This is a genomic window from Bernardetia aquimarina (genome assembly GCF_042180575.1).
Classification (GTDB): Bacteria; Bacteroidota; Bacteroidia; order Cytophagales; family Bernardetiaceae; genus Bernardetia.
The window spans coordinates 3,568,916-3,591,878 of the sequence record NZ_CP170094.1 but is presented as its reverse complement, the minus strand read 5'-3'; the positions used below and the strand labels follow the sequence as shown (position 1 = coordinate 3,591,878).

Annotated in this window: 36 protein-coding genes and 1 tRNA gene; 33 read left to right on the top strand and 4 right to left on the bottom strand. The window is 31.7% G+C overall.

The genetic code is table 11. From position 1 onward, the window contains the following. Positions 1 to 61: 61 nt before the first annotated feature. From ACE193_RS15510 to ACE193_RS15500, 3 genes are all read left to right on the top strand, one after another. Positions 62 to 670, top strand: coding sequence for a hypothetical protein (locus ACE193_RS15510; RefSeq protein WP_375559134.1), 609 nt, complete (start codon positions 62 to 64; stop codon positions 668 to 670). 5 nt (positions 671 to 675) lie between these two features. Next, positions 676 to 2,268, top strand: coding sequence for a hypothetical protein (locus ACE193_RS15505; protein WP_375559133.1), 1,593 nt, complete (start codon positions 676 to 678; stop codon positions 2,266 to 2,268). A gap of 709 nt (positions 2,269 to 2,977) precedes the next feature. Then, entirely contained in the window at positions 2,978 to 3,514 is a 537-nt protein-coding gene (locus tag ACE193_RS15500; protein WP_375559132.1) for a DUF5050 domain-containing protein, read from the top strand. A gap of 102 nt (positions 3,515 to 3,616) precedes the next feature. Here the strand turns inward: ACE193_RS15500 and ACE193_RS15495 are convergent, their stop codons facing one another. Beyond that, positions 3,617 to 4,630: an IS110 family transposase gene (locus tag ACE193_RS15495; RefSeq protein ID WP_375559131.1), complete on the bottom strand. Its 1,014-nt coding sequence runs from the start codon at positions 4,628 to 4,630 to the stop codon at positions 3,617 to 3,619. 655 nt (positions 4,631 to 5,285) lie between these two features. Here ACE193_RS15495 and ACE193_RS15490 point away from each other — a divergent pair. Beyond that, positions 5,286 to 5,453 (top strand): hypothetical protein, encoded by a 168-nt coding sequence (locus tag ACE193_RS15490; RefSeq protein WP_375559130.1) that lies wholly within the window; start codon positions 5,286 to 5,288, stop codon positions 5,451 to 5,453. Here the strand turns inward: ACE193_RS15490 and ACE193_RS15485 are convergent. Then, positions 5,434 to 6,234 carry an IS5 family transposase gene (locus tag ACE193_RS15485; RefSeq protein ID WP_375558806.1) on the bottom strand — a complete coding sequence of 267 codons (801 nt, stop codon included), beginning with the start codon at positions 6,232 to 6,234 and terminating at the stop codon, positions 5,434 to 5,436. The genes ACE193_RS15490 and ACE193_RS15485 overlap by 20 nt on opposite strands. A 59-nt stretch (positions 6,235 to 6,293) precedes the next feature. Here ACE193_RS15485 and ACE193_RS15480 point away from each other — a divergent pair, with 59 nt between their 5' ends. The 5 genes from ACE193_RS15480 (at position 6,294) to glyA (ending at position 10,795) form a co-directional block, all read left to right on the top strand. Beyond that, on the top strand, positions 6,294 to 7,007 hold the full coding sequence (locus ACE193_RS15480) for a hypothetical protein (protein ID WP_375559129.1): 714 nt from the start codon (positions 6,294 to 6,296) through the stop codon (positions 7,005 to 7,007). Positions 7,008 to 7,092: 85 nt separating this feature from the next. Then, the gene (locus ACE193_RS15475) at positions 7,093 to 7,551 is read left to right on the top strand and encodes a PaaI family thioesterase (protein WP_375559128.1); all 459 of its coding nucleotides are present in this window, start codon (positions 7,093 to 7,095) and stop codon (positions 7,549 to 7,551) included. 145 nt (positions 7,552 to 7,696) lie between these two features. Beyond that, entirely contained in the window at positions 7,697 to 8,353 is a 657-nt protein-coding gene (locus ACE193_RS15470) for a Uma2 family endonuclease (protein WP_375559127.1), read from the top strand. Positions 8,354 to 8,387: 34 nt separating this feature from the next. Then, entirely contained in the window at positions 8,388 to 9,437 is a 1,050-nt protein-coding gene (locus ACE193_RS15465; protein ID WP_375559126.1) for a leucine-rich repeat domain-containing protein, read from the top strand. Positions 9,438 to 9,505: 68 nt separating this feature from the next. Then, a complete protein-coding gene (gene glyA, locus ACE193_RS15460) occupies positions 9,506 to 10,795 on the top strand; it encodes a serine hydroxymethyltransferase (RefSeq protein ID WP_375559125.1) in 1,290 nt (429 codons plus the stop codon). Positions 10,796 to 10,875: 80 nt separating this feature from the next. Here the strand turns inward: glyA and ACE193_RS15455 are convergent, their stop codons facing one another. Further along, positions 10,876 to 11,421 carry a Crp/Fnr family transcriptional regulator gene (locus tag ACE193_RS15455; RefSeq protein ID WP_375559124.1) on the bottom strand — a complete coding sequence of 182 codons (546 nt, stop codon included), beginning with the start codon at positions 11,419 to 11,421 and terminating at the stop codon, positions 10,876 to 10,878. 371 nt (positions 11,422 to 11,792) lie between these two features. Then, a complete protein-coding gene (locus ACE193_RS15450; protein WP_375559123.1) occupies positions 11,793 to 12,236 on the bottom strand; it encodes a helix-turn-helix domain-containing protein in 444 nt (147 codons plus the stop codon). Between the two features lie 193 nt (positions 12,237 to 12,429). Between ACE193_RS15450 and ACE193_RS15445 the strand changes: the two genes are divergently transcribed. From ACE193_RS15445 to ACE193_RS15330, 24 genes are all read left to right on the top strand, one after another. Further along, positions 12,430 to 12,633 carry a hypothetical protein gene (locus ACE193_RS15445; protein ID WP_375559122.1) on the top strand — a complete coding sequence of 68 codons (204 nt, stop codon included), beginning with the start codon at positions 12,430 to 12,432 and terminating at the stop codon, positions 12,631 to 12,633. After that, on the top strand, positions 12,611 to 12,787 hold the full coding sequence (locus ACE193_RS15440) for a hypothetical protein (RefSeq protein WP_375559121.1): 177 nt from the start codon (positions 12,611 to 12,613) through the stop codon (positions 12,785 to 12,787). The genes ACE193_RS15445 and ACE193_RS15440 overlap by 23 nt, the downstream gene beginning before the upstream one ends. A gap of 178 nt (positions 12,788 to 12,965) precedes the next feature. After that, entirely contained in the window at positions 12,966 to 13,154 is a 189-nt protein-coding gene (locus tag ACE193_RS15435; protein ID WP_375559120.1) for a hypothetical protein, read from the top strand. 54 nt (positions 13,155 to 13,208) lie between these two features. Then, complete coding sequence (locus tag ACE193_RS15430; protein WP_375559119.1) at positions 13,209 to 13,709, top strand: hypothetical protein; 501 nt, start codon at positions 13,209 to 13,211, stop codon at positions 13,707 to 13,709. A 70-nt stretch (positions 13,710 to 13,779) separates the two neighbouring features. Beyond that, positions 13,780 to 13,983 (top strand): hypothetical protein, encoded by a 204-nt coding sequence (locus ACE193_RS15425; RefSeq protein WP_375559118.1) that lies wholly within the window; start codon positions 13,780 to 13,782, stop codon positions 13,981 to 13,983. 30 nt (positions 13,984 to 14,013) lie between these two features. Then, positions 14,014 to 14,274 (top strand): hypothetical protein, encoded by a 261-nt coding sequence (locus ACE193_RS15420; RefSeq protein WP_375559117.1) that lies wholly within the window; start codon positions 14,014 to 14,016, stop codon positions 14,272 to 14,274. A 24-nt stretch (positions 14,275 to 14,298) separates the two neighbouring features. Continuing rightward, a complete protein-coding gene (locus tag ACE193_RS15415; RefSeq protein WP_375559116.1) occupies positions 14,299 to 14,547 on the top strand; it encodes a hypothetical protein in 249 nt (82 codons plus the stop codon). 135 nt (positions 14,548 to 14,682) lie between these two features. Beyond that, on the top strand, positions 14,683 to 15,018 hold the full coding sequence (locus ACE193_RS15410) for a hypothetical protein (protein ID WP_375559115.1): 336 nt from the start codon (positions 14,683 to 14,685) through the stop codon (positions 15,016 to 15,018). 22 nt (positions 15,019 to 15,040) lie between these two features. Beyond that, complete coding sequence (locus tag ACE193_RS15405; RefSeq protein WP_375559114.1) at positions 15,041 to 15,286, top strand: hypothetical protein; 246 nt, start codon at positions 15,041 to 15,043, stop codon at positions 15,284 to 15,286. Positions 15,287 to 15,380: 94 nt separating this feature from the next. Beyond that, positions 15,381 to 15,454: transfer RNA gene (locus ACE193_RS15400), tRNA-Asn, on the top strand. Positions 15,455 to 15,749: 295 nt separating this feature from the next. Continuing rightward, the gene (locus ACE193_RS15395) at positions 15,750 to 15,896 is read left to right on the top strand and encodes a hypothetical protein (RefSeq protein ID WP_375559113.1); all 147 of its coding nucleotides are present in this window, start codon (positions 15,750 to 15,752) and stop codon (positions 15,894 to 15,896) included. A gap of 161 nt (positions 15,897 to 16,057) precedes the next feature. Further along, positions 16,058 to 16,267 (top strand): hypothetical protein, encoded by a 210-nt coding sequence (locus ACE193_RS15390; RefSeq protein ID WP_375559112.1) that lies wholly within the window; start codon positions 16,058 to 16,060, stop codon positions 16,265 to 16,267. A 14-nt stretch (positions 16,268 to 16,281) separates the two neighbouring features. Next, complete coding sequence (locus ACE193_RS15385) at positions 16,282 to 16,455, top strand: hypothetical protein (protein WP_375559111.1); 174 nt, start codon at positions 16,282 to 16,284, stop codon at positions 16,453 to 16,455. After that, positions 16,452 to 16,634, top strand: coding sequence for a hypothetical protein (locus tag ACE193_RS15380; protein ID WP_375559110.1), 183 nt, complete (start codon positions 16,452 to 16,454; stop codon positions 16,632 to 16,634). The genes ACE193_RS15385 and ACE193_RS15380 overlap by 4 nt, the downstream gene beginning before the upstream one ends. 2 nt (positions 16,635 to 16,636) lie before the next feature. Continuing rightward, positions 16,637 to 16,906: a hypothetical protein gene (locus ACE193_RS15375; protein WP_375559109.1), complete on the top strand. Its 270-nt coding sequence runs from the start codon at positions 16,637 to 16,639 to the stop codon at positions 16,904 to 16,906. 220 nt (positions 16,907 to 17,126) lie between these two features. Next, positions 17,127 to 17,348 carry a hypothetical protein gene (locus ACE193_RS15370; protein ID WP_375559108.1) on the top strand — a complete coding sequence of 74 codons (222 nt, stop codon included), beginning with the start codon at positions 17,127 to 17,129 and terminating at the stop codon, positions 17,346 to 17,348. 222 nt (positions 17,349 to 17,570) lie between these two features. Next, entirely contained in the window at positions 17,571 to 18,542 is a 972-nt protein-coding gene (locus tag ACE193_RS15365; protein ID WP_375559107.1) for a hypothetical protein, read from the top strand. Between the two features lie 11 nt (positions 18,543 to 18,553). Continuing rightward, complete coding sequence (locus ACE193_RS15360; protein WP_375559106.1) at positions 18,554 to 18,955, top strand: hypothetical protein; 402 nt, start codon at positions 18,554 to 18,556, stop codon at positions 18,953 to 18,955. Next, a complete protein-coding gene (locus ACE193_RS15355; protein ID WP_375559105.1) occupies positions 18,952 to 19,152 on the top strand; it encodes a hypothetical protein in 201 nt (66 codons plus the stop codon). The genes ACE193_RS15360 and ACE193_RS15355 overlap by 4 nt, the downstream gene beginning before the upstream one ends. A 182-nt stretch (positions 19,153 to 19,334) precedes the next feature. After that, entirely contained in the window at positions 19,335 to 19,886 is a 552-nt protein-coding gene (locus ACE193_RS15350; protein WP_375559104.1) for a hypothetical protein, read from the top strand. 341 nt (positions 19,887 to 20,227) lie between these two features. Beyond that, positions 20,228 to 21,124 carry a hypothetical protein gene (locus ACE193_RS15345; protein ID WP_375559103.1) on the top strand — a complete coding sequence of 299 codons (897 nt, stop codon included), beginning with the start codon at positions 20,228 to 20,230 and terminating at the stop codon, positions 21,122 to 21,124. Between the two features lies 1 nt (position 21,125). After that, positions 21,126 to 21,818 (top strand): hypothetical protein, encoded by a 693-nt coding sequence (locus ACE193_RS15340; RefSeq protein WP_375559102.1) that lies wholly within the window; start codon positions 21,126 to 21,128, stop codon positions 21,816 to 21,818. Next, positions 21,815 to 22,534 carry a DNA methyltransferase gene (locus tag ACE193_RS15335; protein WP_375559101.1) on the top strand — a complete coding sequence of 240 codons (720 nt, stop codon included), beginning with the start codon at positions 21,815 to 21,817 and terminating at the stop codon, positions 22,532 to 22,534. Before ACE193_RS15340 ends, ACE193_RS15335 begins: the two co-directional genes overlap by 4 nt. Further along, positions 22,531 to 22,926: a hypothetical protein gene (locus ACE193_RS15330; RefSeq protein ID WP_375559100.1), complete on the top strand. Its 396-nt coding sequence runs from the start codon at positions 22,531 to 22,533 to the stop codon at positions 22,924 to 22,926. The genes ACE193_RS15335 and ACE193_RS15330 overlap by 4 nt, the downstream gene beginning before the upstream one ends. The last annotated feature ends 37 nt before the right edge of the window (positions 22,927 to 22,963 follow it).

Genomic DNA, 22,963 nt, shown 5'->3' with positions numbered 1-22,963 from the left:
CTCCCTCCATATTTTAAAGTTTTTTTCATACTTTTGTATTTCAATTAACAAAATCGTTTAAATGAATTTCTCTAAGCAAAACTGTATATTTTTTTTATTACTATTACTTAATTGTCAATCTTATGGGCAAGGTTCATCAGATAGTTTAGACTATTATTTTGATGATGAAGCCGAAAAACCAATAGGAGCTTTGAAGATAAATGTATCACAGATTATTTACGGAGATATTTCATTTTCTTACGAACAACACATAGGTAATAGAATAGGCTTAGAAGTTGGTTTAGGATATCTATTGCCTTATTATATTTCTTCATTATTGACTGATAAGGAAGATAGAATAAAGCTAAAAGATATAAAGAGTGGGTATAGCTACTTTGTAAGTCCTAAGTTTTATTTTGAGAAAAATAGAGAGTTTATGTATGGAGGTGTCAGAGTTCGAAAAAGAAAATTTATTCAGAGTGCAAATAGAACTACTACTATACTAGAATGTATTCCTCACGTAGGAGGAAACTATTATCTCATAGATAGTAAATGGTTTTTCGAGTTCAATATTGGTATAGGCTTTTCACATATAAAAACAAATTATTTTATCAATCCAGATATTCCTGAGAAAGAATACTTTCAAATTGTTGCTCCAATAAATTTAAAAATTGCTTATTTAATATATTAAAGATTATGAACAGATTATTATATCTACCCTTATTTCTTATTTCATTATTATTTATTCCTACCATTGCTTTTTCCCAAAGCCAGTATGCAAAAGCTTTTTGGAATAAGACACGTCAGAAAAGTGAAAAATCAGGACTTCGTACTGTAACACAAGGAGATATAGATGTAGTAGGAACTACAAAGGACGGAATTCGTATTATAAAGAGGGAGGAGTATATATTCGAGTTTAAAGAACGTACAAAGCATTTTATAGAAAACTATAGTGATAACTTTTCAAAAATAAAAGCAAGGGAGATACAATTAGATAATGAAGAAGAAGATTATAATAATATACTTTTGCATAACGACAAACTACTTCTATTTACTAGTTTTGAAAACAATAAACTGGAGAAAGCCTTTCTCTTTGTCCAAGAATTAGATAAGTCAACTTTATTATCAGTAGGAGAAAAGAAGAAGTTAGTAGAAGTCGATCTATCAAAAAATCCCCTTCCTTCTAAATCTTCGTTATTAGCTCGTACGGTAGATCGCATGGGAAAAGCAAACTCAGCTACTAGTAAAGAAGATTTGGCTATAAAGTTAGGATATGTTTTTAGGGTAACTACTAACAATGACTCTTCTGAGGTCATGATAACTTATCAGCTACCTGTAGCAAGAAATGAATATAAAAAAGTATATGTAGCTCTTCTTGATAAGAATCTAAAATTAAAACACCAAAAGGCATATGAATTACCTTATAAAGAATCAGAGTTTGAAATGGAAAAATTGGGAACATACTATTTAGATAGTATGGGAACTGCGTATATTAGTGGCACACATGAACTGTCAAGGAAGGAAAAAGTAAAAAAAATATTTAGTGTTTCTGATGACTTAGAGCTAAAAGAATACTCGTTTCCATTAATGAAGGAATTTGTAATTTATAAATATGCTCTTGACAATACAAATGAAATAAGAATGTATGGAGGTTATGTTAAAGATATAAATAGAAAAAAGAAAGAAAAAGGTGTCGTTTACCTTAGTGCAAATCGAGAGTCTGGCAAAGTTGAGAAAAATATAACTATTCCTCTAGAAGAAAAATATCAGAGAATCCTCAACGCTGAAAAATATACTCATAATTTTACTATTCTCCATAATCTCATAGAAAATAAGGATGGTAGTGTTCTCATAACCTTAGAAGATATATCAGGGTCATCAAAAGATATAACCGTTTTGAATTTGGATGAAAATGGAGTCGTAAAATGGTCTACTTTGGTATCAAAGAGACAATATGGTTCTACTTATACCTCCTTTTATGAACAAAAAGTAGGAGACAAACTATACCTCATTTTTCCAGAACATATAGATAACAAATCACTAGAATTATCAGTTAATGATAAAGTTGATGACTATGCTATCAATTCTAAGGAGGCAATGCTATCTGTTGTTGTCATAGACTTAGTTACAGGTAAAGCTATAAAAGAAAAAATATATAGATTCTTTCCAAAAAAGGATAAAGAATGGATAATACCTCGTAAAATGGCTAAAATAACTGAAACAGAAGCTCTTATATATGCAGAAGGAGATGATACTTTTAAAATAGGAAAAATTACTTTTAAGCCATAAATTTTATACAGTTAAAAAGCCTATCATTATTTGATAGGCTTTTTTTAATTGCCCCTCGTTCAACTTAGAATAAATCGTAGTTAAGCATTGTCTTAGACTACGATTTATCAGTTTGGCAAATCTTCAGATTTGCGAGTGATAGGTGTTTTTGTATTTACTTGACGACATAAATCTGAAGATTTATATAATTGATAGGTCTTAGTTACAAACTAAGCCCAACGAGGAGAAGATTGGGAAAAAAATAATTAACAAAAAGTTCAAAACGAAAGAATAGTTTTCAATTTGAAGCAGTAGATTATAAACCTACTAAAAAAAACACTAAAAGCTAATACTGTATATAATTATCATTAGCTTTTTGCTTACTGAAGAAAATATTTACGGACTTTTTTGGTAATTATTTACTAAATTAGTTGTTTGAAACACCCAAAAAAACATTATATACAATTTAAGAAAAGATAAACTTCGGTGCAATTACTGATGTTTAGAAAACTATTCTAATAATCAAAAACTCATTATGAAAAAACATATTTTAGCATTAATTATTTTAATATTTTCATTTGTTTCTTGCAATAATGATAGTGACGATTTCAACAACATCGATTCAGACACTAAATGGTGGATATTAACTCGTCCGAACCAGAATGGTGTTGGAGAATCTGAAATTATCCTTTACAATGAAACTAAATCCATAATTGAAAGAACAATTGATTTGCCTACTCAAGTCGATTCGCCTCACGCACTTGAATTCAACGGAGAGTTTCTGTGGCTTGGTGGAATGGGAGCAGATGAATCAATCTATAAATTAAACCCTGAAGATGGAACTGTGGTTTCTAAATTAACCAATATTAGAACCCAAGGAATTTCTTATTTAAATGGAAAACTTTATTATTCATTTTATGGTAGAATATATAAAATAAGCCAAGACGGAACGCTAATTCAAGAAATCATATTATCAACTGACAGCAATCCAACCGACATGGCAATAAACAATTCGTCACTTTACTATGTTTATAATGGAGCTATTGATCCAATTATTAAGATAAATCAAACAGGTTCAACAGAAGAAATAATCACAGAAACAGAAATTACTGGATTATATACTCTTGCAATTCAGAATGACAATTTAATTGTTACAACAAATTCCAACGCAATTCGTCGTTTTGACATCAATTCTGGCGAGAGAATATCTGATACAGAAACAATTATAGAAGGCTGGATTACTGCAATTGTGCCTTTTAATAAGTAATCTACCCCTGCTGTTGCTCGGCTGTCCAAAAATTGCCGTCGCTTGGCTTTGCCGAGTGACTGATATGTATTCGGCATCCTGAAAACTATGGTAAAACCAAGTCTAACCTTTAGAAAAATTGTTAAAATTTATTCCATTTCTATCGTATAAAACTTTGTTTTTTACACAAGCGAAAATGCGTTGAATAATTTTATTTCGCAAGGCATTAATGACACTCATTTTATTCTTACCTTCTGCTACTTTTCTTAAATAATAAGCTCTTAATTCTCCTTCCACTTGTAAAGCTGATAAAGCACACATATGTAGAGCCGTTTTAAGTTGCTTATTAGCCATTTTTGAAACTCTAGCTTTTCCTTTGAATTTTCCAGAAGAATTTTCAAAGGGAACAACACCACAATAACAAGCTAATTGTTTAGCTGTATCAAACTTAGTAAATCCATCAGTAGCTACTAATAACTGAATAGCAGTTACTTTTCCTACTCCTGTCACGGAAGTAGCTAATTGATAGAGTTCTTTAAGATGTGGGTCGTTTTTTATAATTTGGTTCATTTCTTCTTCAAGCTCTTTTATCCTTTGTGTCAAATGCTCTAAAGTAGCTTTAGAGTTTTCTTCAAGCAGTTTTTGAGTAGAAGATTTACTAAATTGACTTTGTTCATTGACATACGTTTCTAACTCTTGTTTATGATTGACTAGCGTTTTACGTAGTTTTTGAAGTGTTTTTAAGTCTTCTAGCTGTTCACTGGGTGGACAATATAGATTTGCTTTGTCTTGAAAACGAAACGCATAAGTAGCAATACGCCCAGCATCAACTTTATCATTTTTACCTCTATTAGCTCCTCCAGAACGCTTTACTTGAAGAGCATTTTCTACCCAAATAGAACACTTAAAATCACTAAAAGCAACCAAAAGCCAGTTAATGTAAACACCTGTATGTTCCATACAAAACAAACTTTCTTTAATTTCATGCTTGTCTTGAAAAGAAGAAAGGTAAGAAGTTATACTTTCTAAATTATTCACAATATGTTTGTATTTGATGGGTTTGCCTTCTTGAAAAAGAGCTATATCTAAATGGTTTTTACTCACATCAATACCTATAAAATTTTGGTAAGTTGGCATAAAAAAGTTAATTTAGGGTGACTAATTTAAAGTGATTCATCGTATTCAATCAGACTTAAAACCTTATCTAATGAGTTTATTTTTAGGTCAATAAAAATACTCCGAAAACTATTTGAGTTTGAGATTGAATAAAAGCAGATAGAGGCTGATTCAGGATATAGATTTCAAAATCTTGCCGTGGATATAGGTTCTCTATCTGCTAGATGAATTCTTAAATACAAGATAAGAAATTACATCTATTTTATCTACTACAAACCTAAAGGCCGTGTATCTGTATTTATTCCTTTTTCTTCATTCTGCGTTCTTACTGGTCTTATTAAAATCAAAGAATAAAAAAAGTGCTGCTGTTTCACACAGAGGCAATGAAAGGATAGCATTTTAAATGCTGTCAGATTTATATAGTTAAGCAAAGTAAATTCGAAATGTAGAAATCAACAGTCATCTTTTTTCAAACAAAGCTAAGAAGTTTTTGAATAGTACTAAATTTTTCCGTAGTTGTCAGCAGTTTATCATTTAGAAAATAAATACATGTTGCTTATTTATACTTATGATTCTTTAAAAGGATATTAATTTAGTAGTAAAAAACGTATTTATCCTGTATTTCATCATATAAATCACTCGCTAATCAGTTACAGTATTTTAATTTAAAAAAACTATGAATCTAATTTTGGCAATGATAAAATCATTATTTATTTTATTACTCTTCGTTTCTTGTACTACTAAAACCGATGATAAAAAAGAAAATAGAACAGAAGAAAAAAATATAAAAACGGCTGATACACTTTCAGAGCCTGTTCGAGTTTTTATTTTTTATTTCTTTTAGCTCCTTTGTTTATGAGATTCAAAATCATAGCTAAATACACAAATGCCTTTGCAGATTTTCTTGTTTTTTCATAATCTACTTTTAGTCTTCGGTTCTGATTGAGCCACGCAAATGTTCTTTCTACAACCCATCTTTTGGGTTGTGGAACAAATGCTTTATCATCTTTTTTTTCTCTTCTTGGACTATTGACAATTTCCACTTGCACTCCTGTTTGACTAAATATTTCAGTAGCCAAAGCCCCACTTCTATACCCTGCATCAGCAAGAATTTTGAAAAATGGTCTGCCTCTAAACTGAGCTAAATACGACAAATAAGCAAGTTGATTTACATCGGCTTGATTGGCTGGACTAATCTCTAATTCTAGTAAATTTCCTTGCGTATCTACTAAAATATGCCGTTTCCGTCCTTTTTTGAGCTTATAGCCGTCCACTCCTATCGCCTCTCCTCCATAAACACTCTGAACACTTTGAGAGTCTATACAACCCAAAGAAGGTCTTGGATTTCTACCTTGTGCTATACGTTCCCTTCTAACAAGCTTATCTAACAGCTTTTTATACCAACCTGTCTGCTGCCACTTACTGAAATAATCATACAAGCTACTCCAAGGAACACCATAACTACTAGGAAGCAAACGCCAACTGCTACCTGAACGAGTAAGATAGAATAGACCAGAAAATAAATTATACAAACTGTGTTTGCGTTTTCTTTTCAAATACGAAGAAGGTATAAATTTTTTCATATATTGCCAAAGAGCATCAGATAAATATTCATTAGTAAACATAGAAATTGATATTTTAATTAGTAACTGAAAATCAATTACTTAACTAATAAAAAAATCTGATGTTCTTTTTTTTTAAACTAAACTCGAACAGGCTCTCATATAAAGAAGATGATAAAATTGTTGCTGAAAAAAGTATTGACTATCTGAAGATAGATACAGTATTTTTTCCTATTGACAACAAAAATTCTAACTTATTCGGATATAATAAATGGAGTAGTAGAGGTTGGGGGTATGCAGAGGTTATAAATGATTCTATTTTATTTGCTTTTGATGATTTGCATGATAATATGAAGTTGTTAAATGTTTATACAGGTAAAATAGACACAGTTGTTAATCACGATGTTGATTATTATTTTCAAGGGTTTAAAGAAGTTAGAGGAGAGTTATTTAGGCAAACCCACAATTTTTTGTATAGGTTTGATGCTAAACTCAATTTAAAAGATTCTATTTCAGTGAGTGAATATCTTTCTGACGATTATGCACAATGTGATTATGTGGATAAAAAAAGCGACAATCTTTTTTGTATCAATATTTTATATCAAAAAGGTTTTGAAAAAACCAAAATTAAGAAAGAAGAACTAACAAAAGTTCTTGATTTAGAAAGAATAAATGATTCTACTCTTCAATATGGAATCAATCTATACAAAGTGAAGCAATTACCAAAAAACACAACATTTACTTTTTATTCTAAAAATAAAATATATTCAGTTTATCACTTAGAAAATAAATACATGTTGCTTATTTATACTTATGATTCTTTAAAAGGATATTAATTTAGTAGTAAAAAATGTATTTATCATGCATTTCATCATATAAATCACTCGCTAATCAGTTACAGTATTTTAATTTAAAAAAACTATGAATCCAATTTTGGCAATGATAAAATCCCAAGAGGGAAAAAAACTAGGTGCTATGAATCCTCCTCTTTCTCAATGGCTTGATGGCAGACTTATTTCGGCAAATGAAGGCGAGATGGAAATGGAATATCAAGTACGTGAAGAAATGACAAATCCTGTCGGAATTTTGCATGGTGGAATTCATTCAGCTATCATGGATGACCTTATCGGAATGTCTTGTTTTTCGCTTGCTCTTCCACACGTTTATTTGTCTGTAAACTTGACTGTTGATTTTTTAGGACAAGCCAAAATAGGCGATAAAGTAATTGCAAAAACTATTTTGGTCAGAAAAGGAAAAACAATGATAAACTTTTCGGCAGAAATTCATCACGCAGAAACAGGGCAGCTTATCAGTCGTGCTACTTCGAATATGGTAAATTCGGGAATGCAATCAGCTTGGGCGAAGGAAGAAAAAGAGTAAGAATTAGTGTAGAAATAAAAAATGTAGCAGCTTGATTTATACTTATTTCAAGCTGTTTTTTGTATATTTATTTTGGTAGAAAAATCGATAACAACTTTCTGAATTAGAAAAGCGTTTTGAAATTAAAAACTAAACTCATTCTATTATGTCAATTACAAAAAAGGAAAAAGATAAATATAGAGCGACTAAAAGTAATTCTAAAAAAACTGATTTTATTTCTGAAGAGGAATATTTAGATAGAGAACTTTTAGCAGAAACAAAAAGTGAATATGATAATGGTAAAATTGTGGCGATGGCAGGAGCGCAACCTGAACACAATCAAATTGTAAGTAACTTACAAGGAGAGTTATATATTTGCTTGAGAGATTCAGATTGTACACTTTATCCAAGTGATATGCTTGTTCATTTGCCTGAATGCACAAAATATGTTTTTCCCGATTTGACTATTACTTGTGAAGAATTAGTATTTGCTCAAAAAAATAGGAATGGCTTGAAGGTTCTTACAAATCCTCAAATTGTGATAGAAGTTTCCTCAAAAAGCACAGAAGGATATGATTTAGGTGAAAAAATGAAATGTTATTTGAAACTAAAGAGTTTGAAAGAATACATTATTGTCAGCACAAAACAAAAGTTAATTATCATTTATACCAAAAAAATAAAAGGAGAAATAAGAACAAAAATTTATGATGAAAATGATAAAGAAGTGAAAATTGGGGAGTGTAAAATTTCGATGGATAGAATTTATGCAAAAGTAGGCTTTGAGCTAGAGAATGAAAGCGAAACGGAAGAAGAAAAATCATAATTTTGCTCAATGCTCCTATTTTTAATCAATACCTATGAAACCCTTTATAAAATTCATTCTTGTTCTATTATGTGCTTTTGTTTTGACGACTGTTTATAATATTCTGTTCAATGGCAATGTACCTGCACAAAAAATGTGTCTTATTTCAGTGTTTTTATTAGGAGGTCTTCTTGTATTTTCTCTCATTGTCAGTTCTTTGATTTCTATATTTTTTATCAAAAAAGGGAAATTCAAAGTTGTATTTAAAAAATCTATTTTCTCTGTATTCATACTTTCTTTTTTTTCATTATTCTTGTATGAGAGCTATTCAGAATTTGAATCTTACCAAAAGAATAAAAAATATAGAGAAGAAACTAGGAGAATTACAGCACTAAGTTTAGAAGAGAAATTAGAAGAAGAGTTTATCAAAAACCCAAAACAAACTTTTCTTCATATTACCGATTCAAAAGATTCCATTTTTCCTAAAAATATAGATAAATTTTCTCATATAGACTTTCTATTAATCAGTCAAACGAATATCAGAACATTACCAAAAGAGTTTGCTCAACTGATTAATTTGGAACTCCTCGTTTTACAAAGGAATAAGTTTGATACACTGCCAGAAATAATCTTTGAGTTACAAAAATTAGAGAGGTTGAATATAATGGGAAATAAAATCACTTATATATCTCCAAACATAAAAAAATTAGAAAATCTTAAAGAGTTAATATTTTATTCAAGTATGGGAGGAGAAAACTATTTAAAATCTATTCCAAAAGAAATGGGAGAGCTAAAAAACCTAGAGCATCTCACTTTACACAATATAGATTCATTTCCTTTAGAACTTGGGAATTTGGATTCACTTAGTTTTTTGATGTTAAATCAAACTAGCTTTGATAGTTTTCCAGCTTTTATGTTCAAACTCAAAAATATTGAACAGATAACTATTGCCTTTCGTCCTACCCAACCTTTTCCTCCTCACATTACCAAAGATTTTGAAAAACTCAAAACATTAAAGCATCTTCGTTTTATGTATATCTACCCTAGTGAAGAAGAAAAAAAGAAATTACAAGAACTTCTACCCAATACAGAAATCGAATACTAATAAAATTTCGTATTTTTGGAAAACCTAATCTTTGCTCTCAAAAACTCAGAATAAAACAAAAAAATACTATGCAACGAGATACTCAAATTTTTGATTTAATAGAAAAAGAACGTCAAAGACAAGAACATGGCATCGAACTAATCGCTTCTGAAAACTTTGTTTCTCCACAAGTAATGGAAGCAATGGGAAGTGTCTTGACAAATAAATACGCTGAAGGATTACCAAATAAAAGATATTATGGTGGCTGTCAGGTTGTTGACCAAGTAGAACAATTAGCTATCGACCGTTTGAAAGAACTTTTTGGTGCAGAATGGGCAAACGTACAACCTCACTCGGGCGCACAAGCAAATGCAGCCGTTATGTTAGCAGTCTTGAATGCTGGAGATAAAATTTTAGGCTTTGACCTTTCACATGGTGGACACCTTACACACGGTTCAACGGTTAATTTTTCAGGGAAATTATACGAACCTCATTTTTACGGAGTAGAAAAAGAAACTGGTCTTATCGATTGGGATAAAGTAGAACAAAAAGCAAAAGAAGTAAAACCAAAATTATTGATTTGTGGTGCTTCTGCGTATTCTCGTGAGTGGGATTATGCTCGTTTGCGTAAAATTGCTGATAGCGTTGGTGCGCTTTTATTGGCTGATATTGCTCACCCTGCTGGACTTATTGCAGGTGGTATTTTGGCTAATCCATTACCTCATTGTCATATCGTAACTTCTACCACTCACAAAACTTTGCGTGGTGCTAGAGGTGGAATTATTATGATGGGGAAAGATTTTGAAAATCCTTATGGTATCAAAAATCCAAAAGGAGAGTTAAGAATGATGTCTGCTTTATTGGATTCTGGAGTTTTTCCAGGTACGCAAGGAGGACCTTTAGAACATGTTATTGCAGCTAAAGCAGTAGCATTTGGCGAAGCTCTAAAACCAGAATTTAAAACCTACATCAAACAAGTTGCTAAAAATGCACAAGCCATGGCAAAAGCATTTGTAGATAGAGGGTACAAAATTATTTCTGGAGGTACAGATAATCACTTGATGCTTATTGACCTTCGTAATAAAGATATTACAGGAAAAAAAGCCGAAAATATACTTGTACAAGCTGATATTACACTCAACAAAAATATGGTTCCTTTTGATGACAAATCTCCTTTTGTTACTTCTGGAATGCGTATCGGAACGGCTGCCATTACTACTCGTGGAATGATGGAAAGTGACATGGAACGCATCGTCGAACTAATTGATAAAGTTTTGATGAATGCTGATGATGAGAAAGTAATCGCTGATGTTCGTACAGAAATAAATAACTGGATGAAAGATTTTCCTTTGTATAAAGAATTGGAAATGAGCGTTTAAGTAGTTATTAGTGATTAGTTAATTTCAATAAATCAAACTTCTATGCTTTTAGGAGTTTGATTTTTTTTATTAAAATCTGATTATTTAGAAGAATGCAAACGACTAAATGTTTCAGGAGTCATTCGAAGATAGGCAGCAATATATTTGTGAGGAATTTCTTGAAAAAGTTGTGGGCTTCGTTCATAAACACGTTTGTAACGCTCGGCAGGCGAATTATTCAATAAATCAACTTCTCTTTCTAATTGTTGTAAAACGAGTTCTTCTAACAAAATGCGCCAAAGGTTTGTATATTCTGCATTTGATAAAAGAAAGTTTTTAAAATCAGTTGCATTCATTCGAACTACTTTTGATTTTCGAATTGCCTCAATAGAATAAATAGTTGGAACACTTTTAAAAAAAGAATCCAAAACTGTAACAAGCGAACTACGATACGCAAAACGAGTAGTATGAATTTCATTTTCGCTCTCTACACAAATTCTAAGCGCACCACTTTCTACATAATAAATCCAATTATCAATACTGCCAGTCTGAACAAGCATTTCATTTCTTGACAAAACGATGTCTTTATCCCATAAATTAGGAGCAGTTTTGTCTATGGCTTCTTTAAGAATTTGTATTGGATTCATAGAAAAAAAATGATTGATGATAAATTAAGACTTGTACCAAATGATTTTTTGTCATTTTTTTAAAACAGGATAATGTATATCATTATTAAAGGTTCTATCATCAATAATTTATCCCACTTGAAAAGAGTTTGAATAAATATAGTACCATCTAATATTTAAATCAAATATTATTTGTAATCTTATGTGTAGAAGGTAGCACTTAGGTCATTAAACACAAAAAAGACTTGCCAATTTGACAAGTCTTTTTATACAAGTGTTTGAGGTTGCGAGCGTACACGCAATAATACCTTCAAGCTACGAATAAAGCCGTTTTTTTTGTAGTGTGTCCTATAATGTGAGCTACAAAAACGACTTTCCTTTTGGCAAGTAGTTTAGGCTACTTTTTCAATTTCTTTTTCAGTTTCTTCTGAAGCTGAATATGAGATAAATAGATTCGTTTCGATACTACTTGCCTTAGCCTTTCCCAAATCTATTTTTAGATTGTTTTGTATAATCATTTTATACAAGTCTTTCAACTCCCTTTCTGCATCAGCTAATTTTTTAGCTAGAGAATAATTTTCTTTTAATAAATCATTGGGTTGTTCTTTTTGAATTTCTAATTTTTGAGTTTTTTCCAGAATATTATAACCTTCTCCCATTATTTTAGAAACAGGTTCGCCAGTAATTTCGCTTAGTTTACTTACGTATTTAGTTTCTATACTATCTCTTTTATAGAAATTATACAGCGTTGAGGACGATATTTTCAACTTTTCGGCTATTTCGTCGTGTGAATATTCAGAATTATCTACCACCGACTTAAAAAAATTTCCAATCATAACGTGTTGATTTTCAGTTGTTTAAAAAAATAATTGCAATTTATTGGAATTTATTTTTACAATATTGTAGGATATTGAAAAAATAATTCTTATGTTTGTAACACAATGTAACACAAATATACAAAACATTCTAAAAAGATAGAAAAACAGTTTGTCGATTATCTACAAACTTTTTTTTAAAAGAAGACCTTCTATGAAAAACAAAAAAAATAAACCTAGATATTTTGGCTCTGCACGAGTAACTCAAAGCGAATATTCAAAAATCAAAGATTTTTTGGATAAGAAAAAACGTAAATGGTCGTGGATTGTAAGGGGTTTGATGCTTTTCAATGATGAAGAATGGCAAATATTTTACAATCAAATTGAGGAAAAATATGAAGAATCAGAAGCCAATTAATCAAATAACTGACTTACAAGAGTTGGAAAGGTTACACCGAAAAGAAAAATATAACCTTACAGTTGCTAAAAGTCTGCAAAACGGACAGAAAGCCGTTGATGAAATAACTTTGAGGATAAAATCCATAAAAAAACGAAAAATAGACTTGAAATAATGGAGTTCGAATATGCAGAATGGCAATACTGAACAGCAAGACTTAGGGAAGAAAAGCTCTCTAAGATTAAAGAATCTAAGCGTACTAAAAAACAAAAAGAATCTTTAAGATGTGCAAAGTTTTGCAGACAATTCTACTTAAAAATAATGCAAAAAAACTGACTCAAAATAGACTTGAAATGAACACTAAAAGACTACTTACTTATCTATCTTCTTTAAGATACTACTTTCTAATTCTTATTGCTTTTCATTTAGAATTTGGGGGTAGTTGGAGAGGAACATATAGAGAATGGTGTGCTTTAGGAATAGAGATAATCTTTGTTTTAGTATTGCTTTATTTTCCTTTTCAAAAAGAAGATTCGTACTAGAAAAACGCAATCAAAAAATCAAAATAGACTTGAAATAAATCTACTTATTCCAATATGCTAGAAGTAAAAGAACTCAAAACGAAAGAAGACTTTGAAGGACTGCAAATAGGCGATTTACTCTTATGTGAGTTCAAAAAGCCTTTCAAAGACGGTAGAACGTTTTATAGCTTTCCAGTTTGTGAGATAAATTCAGAGAATGAAATTATCCTAAATCGTAAGTTAAATTATTATTTCAGTTACGAATTGTATTTGCAAGGTGGTGGTTGGTTAAAGAGTGTTTCTCTAGTAGAGCAAAAAGCTGATATAAGGAAAGTTGTGAGATTAACACCTCAACAAGCTGACCACCACGATTTTAATTTTACAGATACTTACAAGGAGTGGATAGAAGCATTTATTAAAGACTGTAATCTTGATGTAAACTTGATTTTTATTAGAGCTAATAATTGCACCTCAAGATGCACCTCAATAGACATTGAATATACAGTTTTAGATGATATGCTTAGGTTGGTAGGTTTCTTAGGATATGCCTATGCTATGCAAGACAACGGTAGATAGAAAATATTTTTCACTCAAAACTGACCTAAAACAATCAAAATAAATCTACTTATTCCAAAATTGAAATAACATGACACCACAAGAACAAGAAAATAAAACCCAATCCTTTGAATTAGGAAACACGCAAATAGAGTGCGTTTCAGAAGTTATTGAGGGAGAACTTTTTGACACAAAAGTTTCTATTGGAAACGAAACGCTTTGTTTTGTTGCAGGTTCGGATTTAGAATATTTCATTTTAGAAATGGAGCAACTTATACAAAAGTATAGAATTTAAAAACTCAAAACTGACCTAAACACTAGCCTTATGCTTTTCAAAGACATTAAAGACATTTTTTATATCCTTTCAAGACTTGCCTACATTGTTTTTGTAGTTCCAATACTTTGGATATTGATGTATATAATTGGAGGTTTTAATTGGTTATGGTATTGGTTGTCTTTTGGTGTAAAGTACGAAATAGAAAGATATTTTCTTCTAAGAAGTGTCCGAAAATATGAGGCTAAAAAAGCCAAAAAGAAAGCTGAAAAGCCTGAAAAAGTTATTCACGCAATGAGAGTTGATTCTTAATTCACTAAAAAAACTAAACCCTATATGTTCAAATTATCAATAGTAACAGAAAACAATTTTGCAGTTTTGGGAATCACAGCAAAAACGGAATTTTTCAGAGTTATGGAAAATGAAAAGTTAGACACAGTTCAAGAAATTGACGATAACTTTTTAGAAAAAATAGCATCAATGAAAACTACGGACTTCTCTAAAAATGGCTTTACAGAGGAATTTAAGGCTGTTTTTTTTAGAAATGCTAAAAGAAGAAAAAGGGAAAAAGTGTTTTCTAACTGATTCGTGGCTTACTAAGCGTGAGAATATAGATACACAAATGTATATGAAAATTGTGTCCTTCTTGAATGAAGGTAAGACTTTGGAAGAAGCTATTAATTTGTATAAAGCAGAAACAGAAACTAAAGATTAAAAAAGATGCAAGAAACAACTATAAAGTGTCCAATCTGTGAAAGAAATGTGTTTGCTGATATTTATGAAGTAGATGCAGAAACAGATATACCGACTGAAACAGGCTTTCATGTTCATTGTTCCGACGATGCTTTGGAAACTAGCTTGTGTGATTTGGACTTTAATGATGCCGTAAACTTGCATCATACCGTTTTTCTCTATTTAAGACAAGAAAAAGTACTAGAGCATTTTTTAGTTCTAAAAAAACAAGTTTGGAACATATCTGATGTTCTAACTTTTTTGAAAAAAGTAGGGATTAATCCTAGCTTGATTCAATTTTTAGAAGAAAATAAAGATAAATAATTCTCAAACCCTATTATCAATTATGAGCAAAGAAAAACCACTCAAGAAATTCAAAAAAAATATCAATCACATGTTAGAATTAGACCAAATGATTGAGAGATATGCAACTGAAAATGACCTTACCTTAATAGTTATAACTTCACTTGCAAAACCAACTAAAAACGGTGCAGTTGTTACAGGAAGTTGGATTAACTACGGTAATAAAGAACTAGAAAAGCCACTTGTTAGAGGTGTACTAGAAATCGTAAAGTCAAGACTAGAATCTTAAAAAAAACGTGTTGTGCGTATGTCCTTTCATAAGGAAGTAAGTAGAATGAATATAAGGCAGAAACATTGTTTTTGCCTTATTTAAAGAAAAGGTAAGTGTAGTAGCATAATTGGTTAATGCGCTGAACGGTTAGTTCAGAGAGTGAGGGTTCGACTCCCTCCTACGCTTCATCTAGGCAGGTGTCCGAGAGGTTTATTAGCTCCTACAATGACGTGTAAATCCTGATTTCCCAAAGGATAAAAAAGCTAATTGGTATAAACATATCTGTAAAAGGCAAAAAACAGATATAGGCTTGTTTGTGGTAAGATTGAGAGCTAGTAACTCTTGATTTAGGGTTCGATTCCTTTACAAGCTACAAATTCATAGTTAATGAGGGTTAAACAGATTTAATTGTGATGTTTGGTAGGGACTGCGAAACTCCCTACCATTTTATAAAAATTATTCATTCTAAATTATTACAAAAATGGACGTTCTGAATTACGATTATCCTGATATAACACAAAACTTAGCACCCAAAACTGACCCTGTTTTACTAGAGGAAGCTAAAAAACGTGGTTTCTACAACGGAAATACAGAGTACAATAAGATGTTTTCAAGTATGTTTTTTTGACAAAGAAGGAAAACGACAGAAATTAAAAATAAAGGTTTTATGCTCAATTTTTCCTTTAAAAAAAATGCAAACCGAGTACGTATTTGTTTGAAATACGCTATCAGATATATATTCTAAAGTGAGTGTCATTGATGCTCACTTTATTCCAAAACAACAATTATATGGAAAAGCCAAAAAGTAATAGTTTAACAGGTGCATTGATGGGAATGGCACTAGCAGCACTTTCATCAGAAGGCGTTGAGTTGCCACCGATGGAAGAGAGAAAACCAAAACGTTTTATCGAACACAAGACACCACTAAACAAACAACAAAAAATCCGTCGTCGTCGTGCGAAAGCTGCACGAAAAGCAAGACAGAAAAATAGAAGTTAAACCTAAACCCTAGTATGAAAAATCAATCAGCTTACGAACGTTTCCTAGAGAAACAAAAACTCCAAAAAAGCAAGCAATTAGACCAAAATCAAATTGCTTTCCACGAGGACGAAAAACAAAATTTTCACAAGAGTAGCCTTGCATACAAATTGCATTCAGAAGCTACTCAAAAATTAAAAAGTGTATGAAAGACCCACAATTCCACCAAAAACTCAATCTATGGCAACGGATTGAGAGAATGTATCAACGAGAGTTAGATGCAGTCGTGCCAAAAAAGAAACCTATTAGAGAAAAGTGGCTTACCGAAACAGCTACCAAAATTCATTCTCTAAAATCACAGCTTTACCAAGCTGACAATCCAAATTGATTATGAAACAACCAGTAAAGTCCTTATCTGAAATGACAGACTTCAATAAAAAGGAGTATGCAAAAAAAATAAAGGATGCAAGAAAAAAGGTAACAGACCATTTACGATTAATGCAAGTATGTAAGCAGCAAGCTAAACCGATGCCTTCGTTTTCTGCATCAGTCAAAGTTTTTGAAAATATGCTTGAAGCCTTTGATATTTCACTAGACGCCTTACACGGCACACCTATTGAAATGTTCCCTGAAACAACAGAAACAAAGAAAAACACTTGATAAATTCATTTCTTTCAGCAGCTTCGTTTTTATTTATCACAGAAAAAAGAAAAAATCAATGGAAATCGCAGCATACATCACATTACCTAGTCTTATTCTTAGCCTTGCTTTCAACTTTTACTATGCTCGTAAAGCAGCAAGTGAAAAAATTGAAAATATAGATTTAAAGCAAAAGAATAGGTTTTTGCTAGACAATATTAATCGAAATTATTAAAAAACTATGGTAGGTTATATCTTATTTGCAATTACTCTACTCACTTGTCTTCCAATTATCATAATAGGTTTTTTTGAGAATAAAAAGCTCAAAGGTATAAATGATTTTTTGGATAGAGAGAATGAGGGTTTACACGGTAATCTGAAAACGCAATATTACCTTGAAGGCTGTGAGCGAGATGGAATCACACCAAGGATACAAGAACCCAAACAAATAGAAAAACTATGATTTACCTATATATTTCCCTCTACATCATTTACTCTATTGTAACCTTTTATTTAGGTTTTCGCCTCGCAGGATTCCTAATAAAATGGAAAGCGAAACAAAAACGGAAACAGAATCGCATTAAGAAACAAAAGCAGAAACAAAAACAAAGTGCCGTCAGAAACAACAGAAACGGTACTTTTCGTAAAAATGTTCACAACGGTAAGCGTATAAATATAAATCCAAATGGAAAAGCAAAGCCCAACAATACAAACTCCAATCGTACTAAATTACGAAGACACGCTAAGTAATGGCTTAGCTAATTTTATGTCAAGACAGTTGTCCAACATTTGCGTATTTGTTGGACTAATGATGAGGATAATCTTTGTGCTTATCATTGCTATTACCTTCGGTTATATTTTCGTAGAAATGTATAAGCAAGGACACGATTTTGTCGGTCTTTGTATTCAATACGCTATTCCTGCATTTTTAGAAATTGCCTTTACCTTGTTCTCTTTAGTATCAGCCAAAATGTACGGCTATGGAGATAACAGAAGTAAATACTTCTTTTTTGGGGCAATTTTAGGACTTGTTTACAACGGTACTCAATTATGGTTTCTTTCAGATGTATTGCCTTTCGGAGATATGAATTTTAAAGTCCAAATAACATTACAAGTAGCAAACTTTGTAGCATGGGGGCTTGTAGAAGGGGGCGCATTACTAACAAACCCTAGAAAAATAAATAACTCTGTAAATCAAATTGACTTACAGAAACAACAGTCAGAAACAACATCAGAAACACAAAACCCTGTTTCTGATTCAGAAACGGATGTTTCGGACGAAGAAATTGAGAACACACAAGACTTCACAAGTGTAGGTTCTATCTCTTACATAAAACCTACTTACTTTATTCCTAAAGAATTTCGTGTAGTTGGTAAGACAGAATGTATTGCTGATGGGAAACTTTGGAACTTAAAAACTGCCTACAAATTGTACCATATCTACAAAGATAGATTTGAACGAGCTAGTGGAAATGTTCAAGAGAACGAACGTAAATCTTATTATCTAGCGTATTTAATCCGTCATACGGAAAACGGCACACAAATAACATGGAATAATGAGTTTGAGAAAAAGCCTGATTATCCATTACCAAACGTGGTAAATAAAAAGCCTATAAATGGCAAAAAAATACTAAACGGTCAAGGTCAAGAAGTCTAAATTTTAAATATATGTACGACCCAACTTGTGATTATTGTGGAGGTTGTGAGTACGATTGCTACTATGGTAATCCAAAACAACCTCATTGTAAAACAACCTCAAAAACTAAAACTATGAGTACAGAAACAAAAATAAAAGAGCTACTAACTCCACTCCTAAAAGAACTCACAGAATTACATCAACCTGATGGCGTACAGGAGGAAATGGACTTTGAAACTAGCATTGATGTTTGTATTGATAGTCGTGCTAATAATGGATTCTACTTTGTTTTTCGCTCAAACTATGACTATCCAAATCATCTTTTATGTGATAAAACAGTTAAAGGACTGAAAAATCAAATCATAGCAATTAATTTGACAAAAGATGTTGAAAATATCAAGTCTGATAAATACCTAAATCCTCCACCAACATGACACGACAACGCCAAAAGGAAAAAAAACGACTGATACAAGAAATTGAAACACTAAAGCCTATAATTCTAAAATTCATTGCTTCAGATGAAAAGGAATTGATTCTCACAAAAGGAACTTATAAGCTGACTTTTTTAAAAGAAAGTTCAATAGAAAGTCAGTTAAATTCCTTCGGAATAAATATTCATAGACCAAAATAAGCCAGTAACGGAACTAAGAGGGTTCGACTCCCTCTATTGGTTCAACAAAAAGTAAAAAGTTGGAAAAGGGAAAAAAAAGAGTTATTTTTGAAGTCTTCAAGAATCCCTAAACCCACCAATTTTTCAATTTTTTACTTTTTGGATAATTAAATCAATTTTTAATTAATCAAAACAGAGAAACTATGGAGGGAAATAAAGTCTTAACACACAATCCGAATCACTTTAAGCTGCAAAACATTGTAGATAAAAAGTATTGGTGTGAACACCGTCCTTCACTAACCTATTTCACAAAATCTATTGAGCGTTACAATAAACGAACACTCAAAAAGACTGAAAAGTTACGTTTAAATGCACGTAATACGGCTATTTGTATGCTAGAATCAGCTATAAACGCATACAACAATGGTAACATAATAGAAGTGGAAAACGAAGAAGGACAAATGGAAAAAGTATTTAATTTGCTTGTAATAGAAAATGGTAAGATTTTCTATGAAACATCTAAGTTTTTAGCCAAACATCTTTACTTAGCTTCTTGTGAAGACCCACGAACAGCAGAGGAACATCTCAAACGAATCCAGTTAGCAATAGACAAAGGTTGTAATATCTTTCTTTCTTATCATAAGAACTTTGAAAAGAAACACCGTTTTGACTGCAACGCAAGATTTGAAATAAACCCTGAACTTTTAGAAATCACAGACCGTAGAGAACACTATACCAGTAAAAAACGAACTTAAACAGACAACTCCCTCCGACATACATACAGCTTTCATTTTTGAATCATCTAACGTGGATTGACTAAAATCTGAAAGAGTGAAAAACTTCACAGTTATTTTTGCGCCCAATTTTGAAAGGTTCAAAAATGAAGGTTGTACAGTACAGCCTTTGAAATCTAACATAAATACGTTTTTTGCGCCTATTTATAGTTAATTTCATTTATGGCAGTTGTGTGTCGTTACCTCAAAACCTAAATATTTGTATAGTATTGTTTGTATTACAATGTATTGTTATTTGTATAATTAAACATTATATAATTAAACAATTTTTAATTAATAAGAACCTTAAATTTTTGTCAAAAATGGCTCAACACGACACTAGCATTCAATTTGTTATCTATTTTAAGGAACTCCACGCATTCGCAACCGAACATGGAGAACTCAAAGAAATAAACCGTTCCTATCGTTTCCACCCTTTTGAAAACGGCTTTATAAATGCCTTATACCTCGTTAAAAAGGTGCTTTTGGGCAAGATGTATGGAGATTATACACCTCAAAAGGTTATTATCTATCAAGATAACAAGCCTATCTACCAACTTCCTAGAGTAAGTGGAACACCTATCTGTAATGACCGAAAAGAAGTAAAAAAAATAGCTTATGCTATCAATGAATTAAGCGAATACGAAAAGCAATATAAAAAACAACTTATTGCTTCTACTCCAAAAGTAACTCCAATAGTTCCTAAAAAAACACAAGAAGAAACCGATGCAGAACTAAACACTATCAAAAGAAGTGTTTACAACGGCATAAAAGCCAAAATTCTACTAGAAAAATTAGATTGGACACCTTCGGTAAATCAAATTATAATAGCAGAATTACAAGCTAGAAACGAAAAAACAACGATTGAAAGCTATTTTAAAGAGTATTTTGATACTCTAAAAGTAGAAACGAAAAAGCCTACTACTAATTTTTCAGATGAACGTTCTGGAGAGCCTACCCAAATAGGCGAAACATTCAAAAAAACTACAAAGGTTTTGACAAACTCTGTTCCTACACAAGTAGAAAAAACAGAATTGCCACCGATTTTAATAGAATCGTATGTTGATTTACTTTCAAAAGACTACGAAAAAACAGGTAGAAAAGCCACAGAACACGTAAAAAACACGTTTAAAAACGCTTTTTCTCGTTGCACAACAACAGAAAGACTAAATTCTGTTTATGCGAACTTTGTAACTCAAATTCATAACGGACAATTTTAGTATGAAAACAAAAAAAATAAACTCGTTTAAGGTCCTGATTGCTTGTGAGTATTCAGGAACAGTAAGAGATACCTTCACTAGAAAAGGTTTTGATGCTACCAGTTGCGACATTTTACCAACTGAAAGCAAAGGAAAGCATTATCAAGGAGATGTTTTTGATATTTTACACTCCCAAAAGTGGGATTTACTGATTGCGTTTCCACCTTGTACTTATGTTAGTTCAGCAGGTTTACATTTTTGCAATGTAGAACGACATGGACAGAAAGCAATACAAAGGATAAAAGATAGGCATAAAGCCATAGAGTTTTTCCTTGATTTGTACGATGCACCAGTAAAACATGTTTGTATTGAGAATCCAGTAGGGCATATATCCAGTACGATTTTGAAGCCTACACAAAAAATACACCCTTATTATTTTGGCGAGAAACAAATGAAAAGGACGTGTTTGTGGCTCAAAAACCTACCAATTTTGAAGCATAGCGAACAAGATACTTTGTTTTCCAAAAGAACGCATACAGAGAAACCTCAACCAATAGCCATTGATGCGACAACAGGAAAAAAGAGATATTTTACAGATGCTTTCAAAAAAAATGGAATGAAATCAGCTCACGAACGAAATAAAACTTTCCAATCAATAGCCGATGCAATGGCGAATCAATGGGGAAACTACCTTAAAAATCTATATCAATTATGACACAATCAACAAAAAGCCAAACATACAACATGGATTGTGTAATTGGAATGAAGGACTATCCTGATAATCATTTTGATTTAGCTATTCTTGATCCACCTTTCGGTATTAATGCGCCCAATATGTCAATGGGAACAAATAAAAACAGAAAAGACCAAAAAGGTGGAACATCAACAGCTACTAAGCTAAAAGGTAGATTGAATACAGGTAGTGGAAAGCTGAAAAATAGGATTTTGAATAAAAGTCTTATTGAGTGGGATAATGAAACTCCTTCTGAAGAATACTGGAAAGAAGTGTTTAGAGTTTCTAAACATCAAATTATTTTTGGAGGAAATTATTTTGATTTGCCACCAACACGAGGAATCATTTGTTGGGACAAAAAGCAACCTTGGGAAAACTTCTCACAATTTGAACTTGCGTGGACTTCCTACGATAAACCTGCAAAAGTTTTTCGTTTATCAAGTAGAGGAGGAAATAACAAAGATAAGAAGATACACCCCACTCAAAAACCGATTGAGTTATATGAGTGGTTGCTTCTCAAATATGCTAAAGAAGGCTATAAAATCCTTGATACGCATTTAGGAAGTGGGAGCAGTAGAATAGCGTGTTACAAACATGGTTTTGATTTTACTGGATTTGAGATAAGTAAAATCTATTTTGATGCTTCAGAAGAACGATTTAATCAATTCAAACAACATAACCCTATTTTACTACGATGACAGGATCAGAAGCCAAAAAACTAAGAGAAGCATACGGTTTTACACTCCAAGAGTTAGCCGATATTTTCGGCTACTCACAGCGAGGGAATATCCTAAGAGTTGAGGAAATGACAATCGTACCCAAACTCTACCGTTTTGCTTTACTTTCTCTAACTCACAACTGTAATTCAGTAGGAATATTTCTGCAAAATTACTTTCAAGAGCAGGAAAATAAAGGCAAAATGACAAAACAAGACTATCAAATAGTCTTCTGTAAAGCTAGAGTTCTTGAAGTCAGAATAAAGGAAGAGTTATCAGCTTATTTGATAAAAAACCTACCTTTTCCTAAAAAGAGAATGTTCTTTAACAAACCAATTTCTTTGTTATGTATTCAATTTGAATACAAAATCTAAAATAAATTTATAAAACCGTACTCATTTAGAGTACAAA

Coding starts and splice junctions, on each gene's coding strand:
- ACE193_RS15405 (WP_375559114.1), top strand. CDS start 15,041: ATGAGCAAAGAAAAACCACTCAAGAAATTCAAAAAAAATATCAATCAC.
- ACE193_RS15380 (WP_375559110.1), top strand. CDS start 16,452: ATGAAAGACCCACAATTCCACCAAAAACTCAATCTATGGCAACGGATT.
- ACE193_RS15510 (WP_375559134.1), top strand. CDS start 62: ATGAATTTCTCTAAGCAAAACTGTATATTTTTTTTATTACTATTACTT.
- ACE193_RS15385 (WP_375559111.1), top strand. CDS start 16,282: ATGAAAAATCAATCAGCTTACGAACGTTTCCTAGAGAAACAAAAACTC.
- ACE193_RS15455 (WP_375559124.1), bottom strand. CDS start 11,421: ATGAATCCAATACAAATTCTTAAAGAAGCCATAGACAAAACTGCTCCT.
- ACE193_RS15370 (WP_375559108.1), top strand. CDS start 17,127: ATGGTAGGTTATATCTTATTTGCAATTACTCTACTCACTTGTCTTCCA.
- ACE193_RS15360 (WP_375559106.1), top strand. CDS start 18,554: ATGTACGACCCAACTTGTGATTATTGTGGAGGTTGTGAGTACGATTGC.
- ACE193_RS15465 (WP_375559126.1), top strand. CDS start 8,388: ATGAAACCCTTTATAAAATTCATTCTTGTTCTATTATGTGCTTTTGTT.
- ACE193_RS15490 (WP_375559130.1), top strand. CDS start 5,286: ATGAATCTAATTTTGGCAATGATAAAATCATTATTTATTTTATTACTC.
- ACE193_RS15485 (WP_375558806.1), bottom strand. CDS start 6,234: ATGTTTACTAATGAATATTTATCTGATGCTCTTTGGCAATATATGAAA.
- ACE193_RS15505 (WP_375559133.1), top strand. CDS start 676: ATGAACAGATTATTATATCTACCCTTATTTCTTATTTCATTATTATTT.
- ACE193_RS15410 (WP_375559115.1), top strand. CDS start 14,683: ATGCAAGAAACAACTATAAAGTGTCCAATCTGTGAAAGAAATGTGTTT.
- ACE193_RS15435 (WP_375559120.1), top strand. CDS start 12,966: ATGAACACTAAAAGACTACTTACTTATCTATCTTCTTTAAGATACTAC.
- ACE193_RS15390 (WP_375559112.1), top strand. CDS start 16,058: ATGGAAAAGCCAAAAAGTAATAGTTTAACAGGTGCATTGATGGGAATG.
- ACE193_RS15440 (WP_375559121.1), top strand. CDS start 12,611: ATGAAGAATCAGAAGCCAATTAATCAAATAACTGACTTACAAGAGTTG.
- ACE193_RS15470 (WP_375559127.1), top strand. CDS start 7,697: ATGTCAATTACAAAAAAGGAAAAAGATAAATATAGAGCGACTAAAAGT.
- ACE193_RS15475 (WP_375559128.1), top strand. CDS start 7,093: ATGAATCCAATTTTGGCAATGATAAAATCCCAAGAGGGAAAAAAACTA.
- ACE193_RS15415 (WP_375559116.1), top strand. CDS start 14,299: ATGTTCAAATTATCAATAGTAACAGAAAACAATTTTGCAGTTTTGGGA.
- ACE193_RS15420 (WP_375559117.1), top strand. CDS start 14,014: ATGCTTTTCAAAGACATTAAAGACATTTTTTATATCCTTTCAAGACTT.
- ACE193_RS15375 (WP_375559109.1), top strand. CDS start 16,637: ATGAAACAACCAGTAAAGTCCTTATCTGAAATGACAGACTTCAATAAA.
- glyA (WP_375559125.1), top strand. CDS start 9,506: ATGCAACGAGATACTCAAATTTTTGATTTAATAGAAAAAGAACGTCAA.
- ACE193_RS15430 (WP_375559119.1), top strand. CDS start 13,209: ATGCTAGAAGTAAAAGAACTCAAAACGAAAGAAGACTTTGAAGGACTG.
- ACE193_RS15355 (WP_375559105.1), top strand. CDS start 18,952: ATGACACGACAACGCCAAAAGGAAAAAAAACGACTGATACAAGAAATT.
- ACE193_RS15330 (WP_375559100.1), top strand. CDS start 22,531: ATGACAGGATCAGAAGCCAAAAAACTAAGAGAAGCATACGGTTTTACA.
- ACE193_RS15425 (WP_375559118.1), top strand. CDS start 13,780: ATGACACCACAAGAACAAGAAAATAAAACCCAATCCTTTGAATTAGGA.
- ACE193_RS15350 (WP_375559104.1), top strand. CDS start 19,335: ATGGAGGGAAATAAAGTCTTAACACACAATCCGAATCACTTTAAGCTG.
- ACE193_RS15450 (WP_375559123.1), bottom strand. CDS start 12,236: ATGATTGGAAATTTTTTTAAGTCGGTGGTAGATAATTCTGAATATTCA.
- ACE193_RS15365 (WP_375559107.1), top strand. CDS start 17,571: ATGGAAAAGCAAAGCCCAACAATACAAACTCCAATCGTACTAAATTAC.
- ACE193_RS15345 (WP_375559103.1), top strand. CDS start 20,228: ATGGCTCAACACGACACTAGCATTCAATTTGTTATCTATTTTAAGGAA.
- ACE193_RS15335 (WP_375559101.1), top strand. CDS start 21,815: ATGACACAATCAACAAAAAGCCAAACATACAACATGGATTGTGTAATT.
- ACE193_RS15395 (WP_375559113.1), top strand. CDS start 15,750: ATGGACGTTCTGAATTACGATTATCCTGATATAACACAAAACTTAGCA.
- ACE193_RS15495 (WP_375559131.1), bottom strand. CDS start 4,630: ATGCCAACTTACCAAAATTTTATAGGTATTGATGTGAGTAAAAACCAT.
- ACE193_RS15480 (WP_375559129.1), top strand. CDS start 6,294: ATGTTCTTTTTTTTTAAACTAAACTCGAACAGGCTCTCATATAAAGAA.
- ACE193_RS15340 (WP_375559102.1), top strand. CDS start 21,126: ATGAAAACAAAAAAAATAAACTCGTTTAAGGTCCTGATTGCTTGTGAG.
- ACE193_RS15445 (WP_375559122.1), top strand. CDS start 12,430: ATGAAAAACAAAAAAAATAAACCTAGATATTTTGGCTCTGCACGAGTA.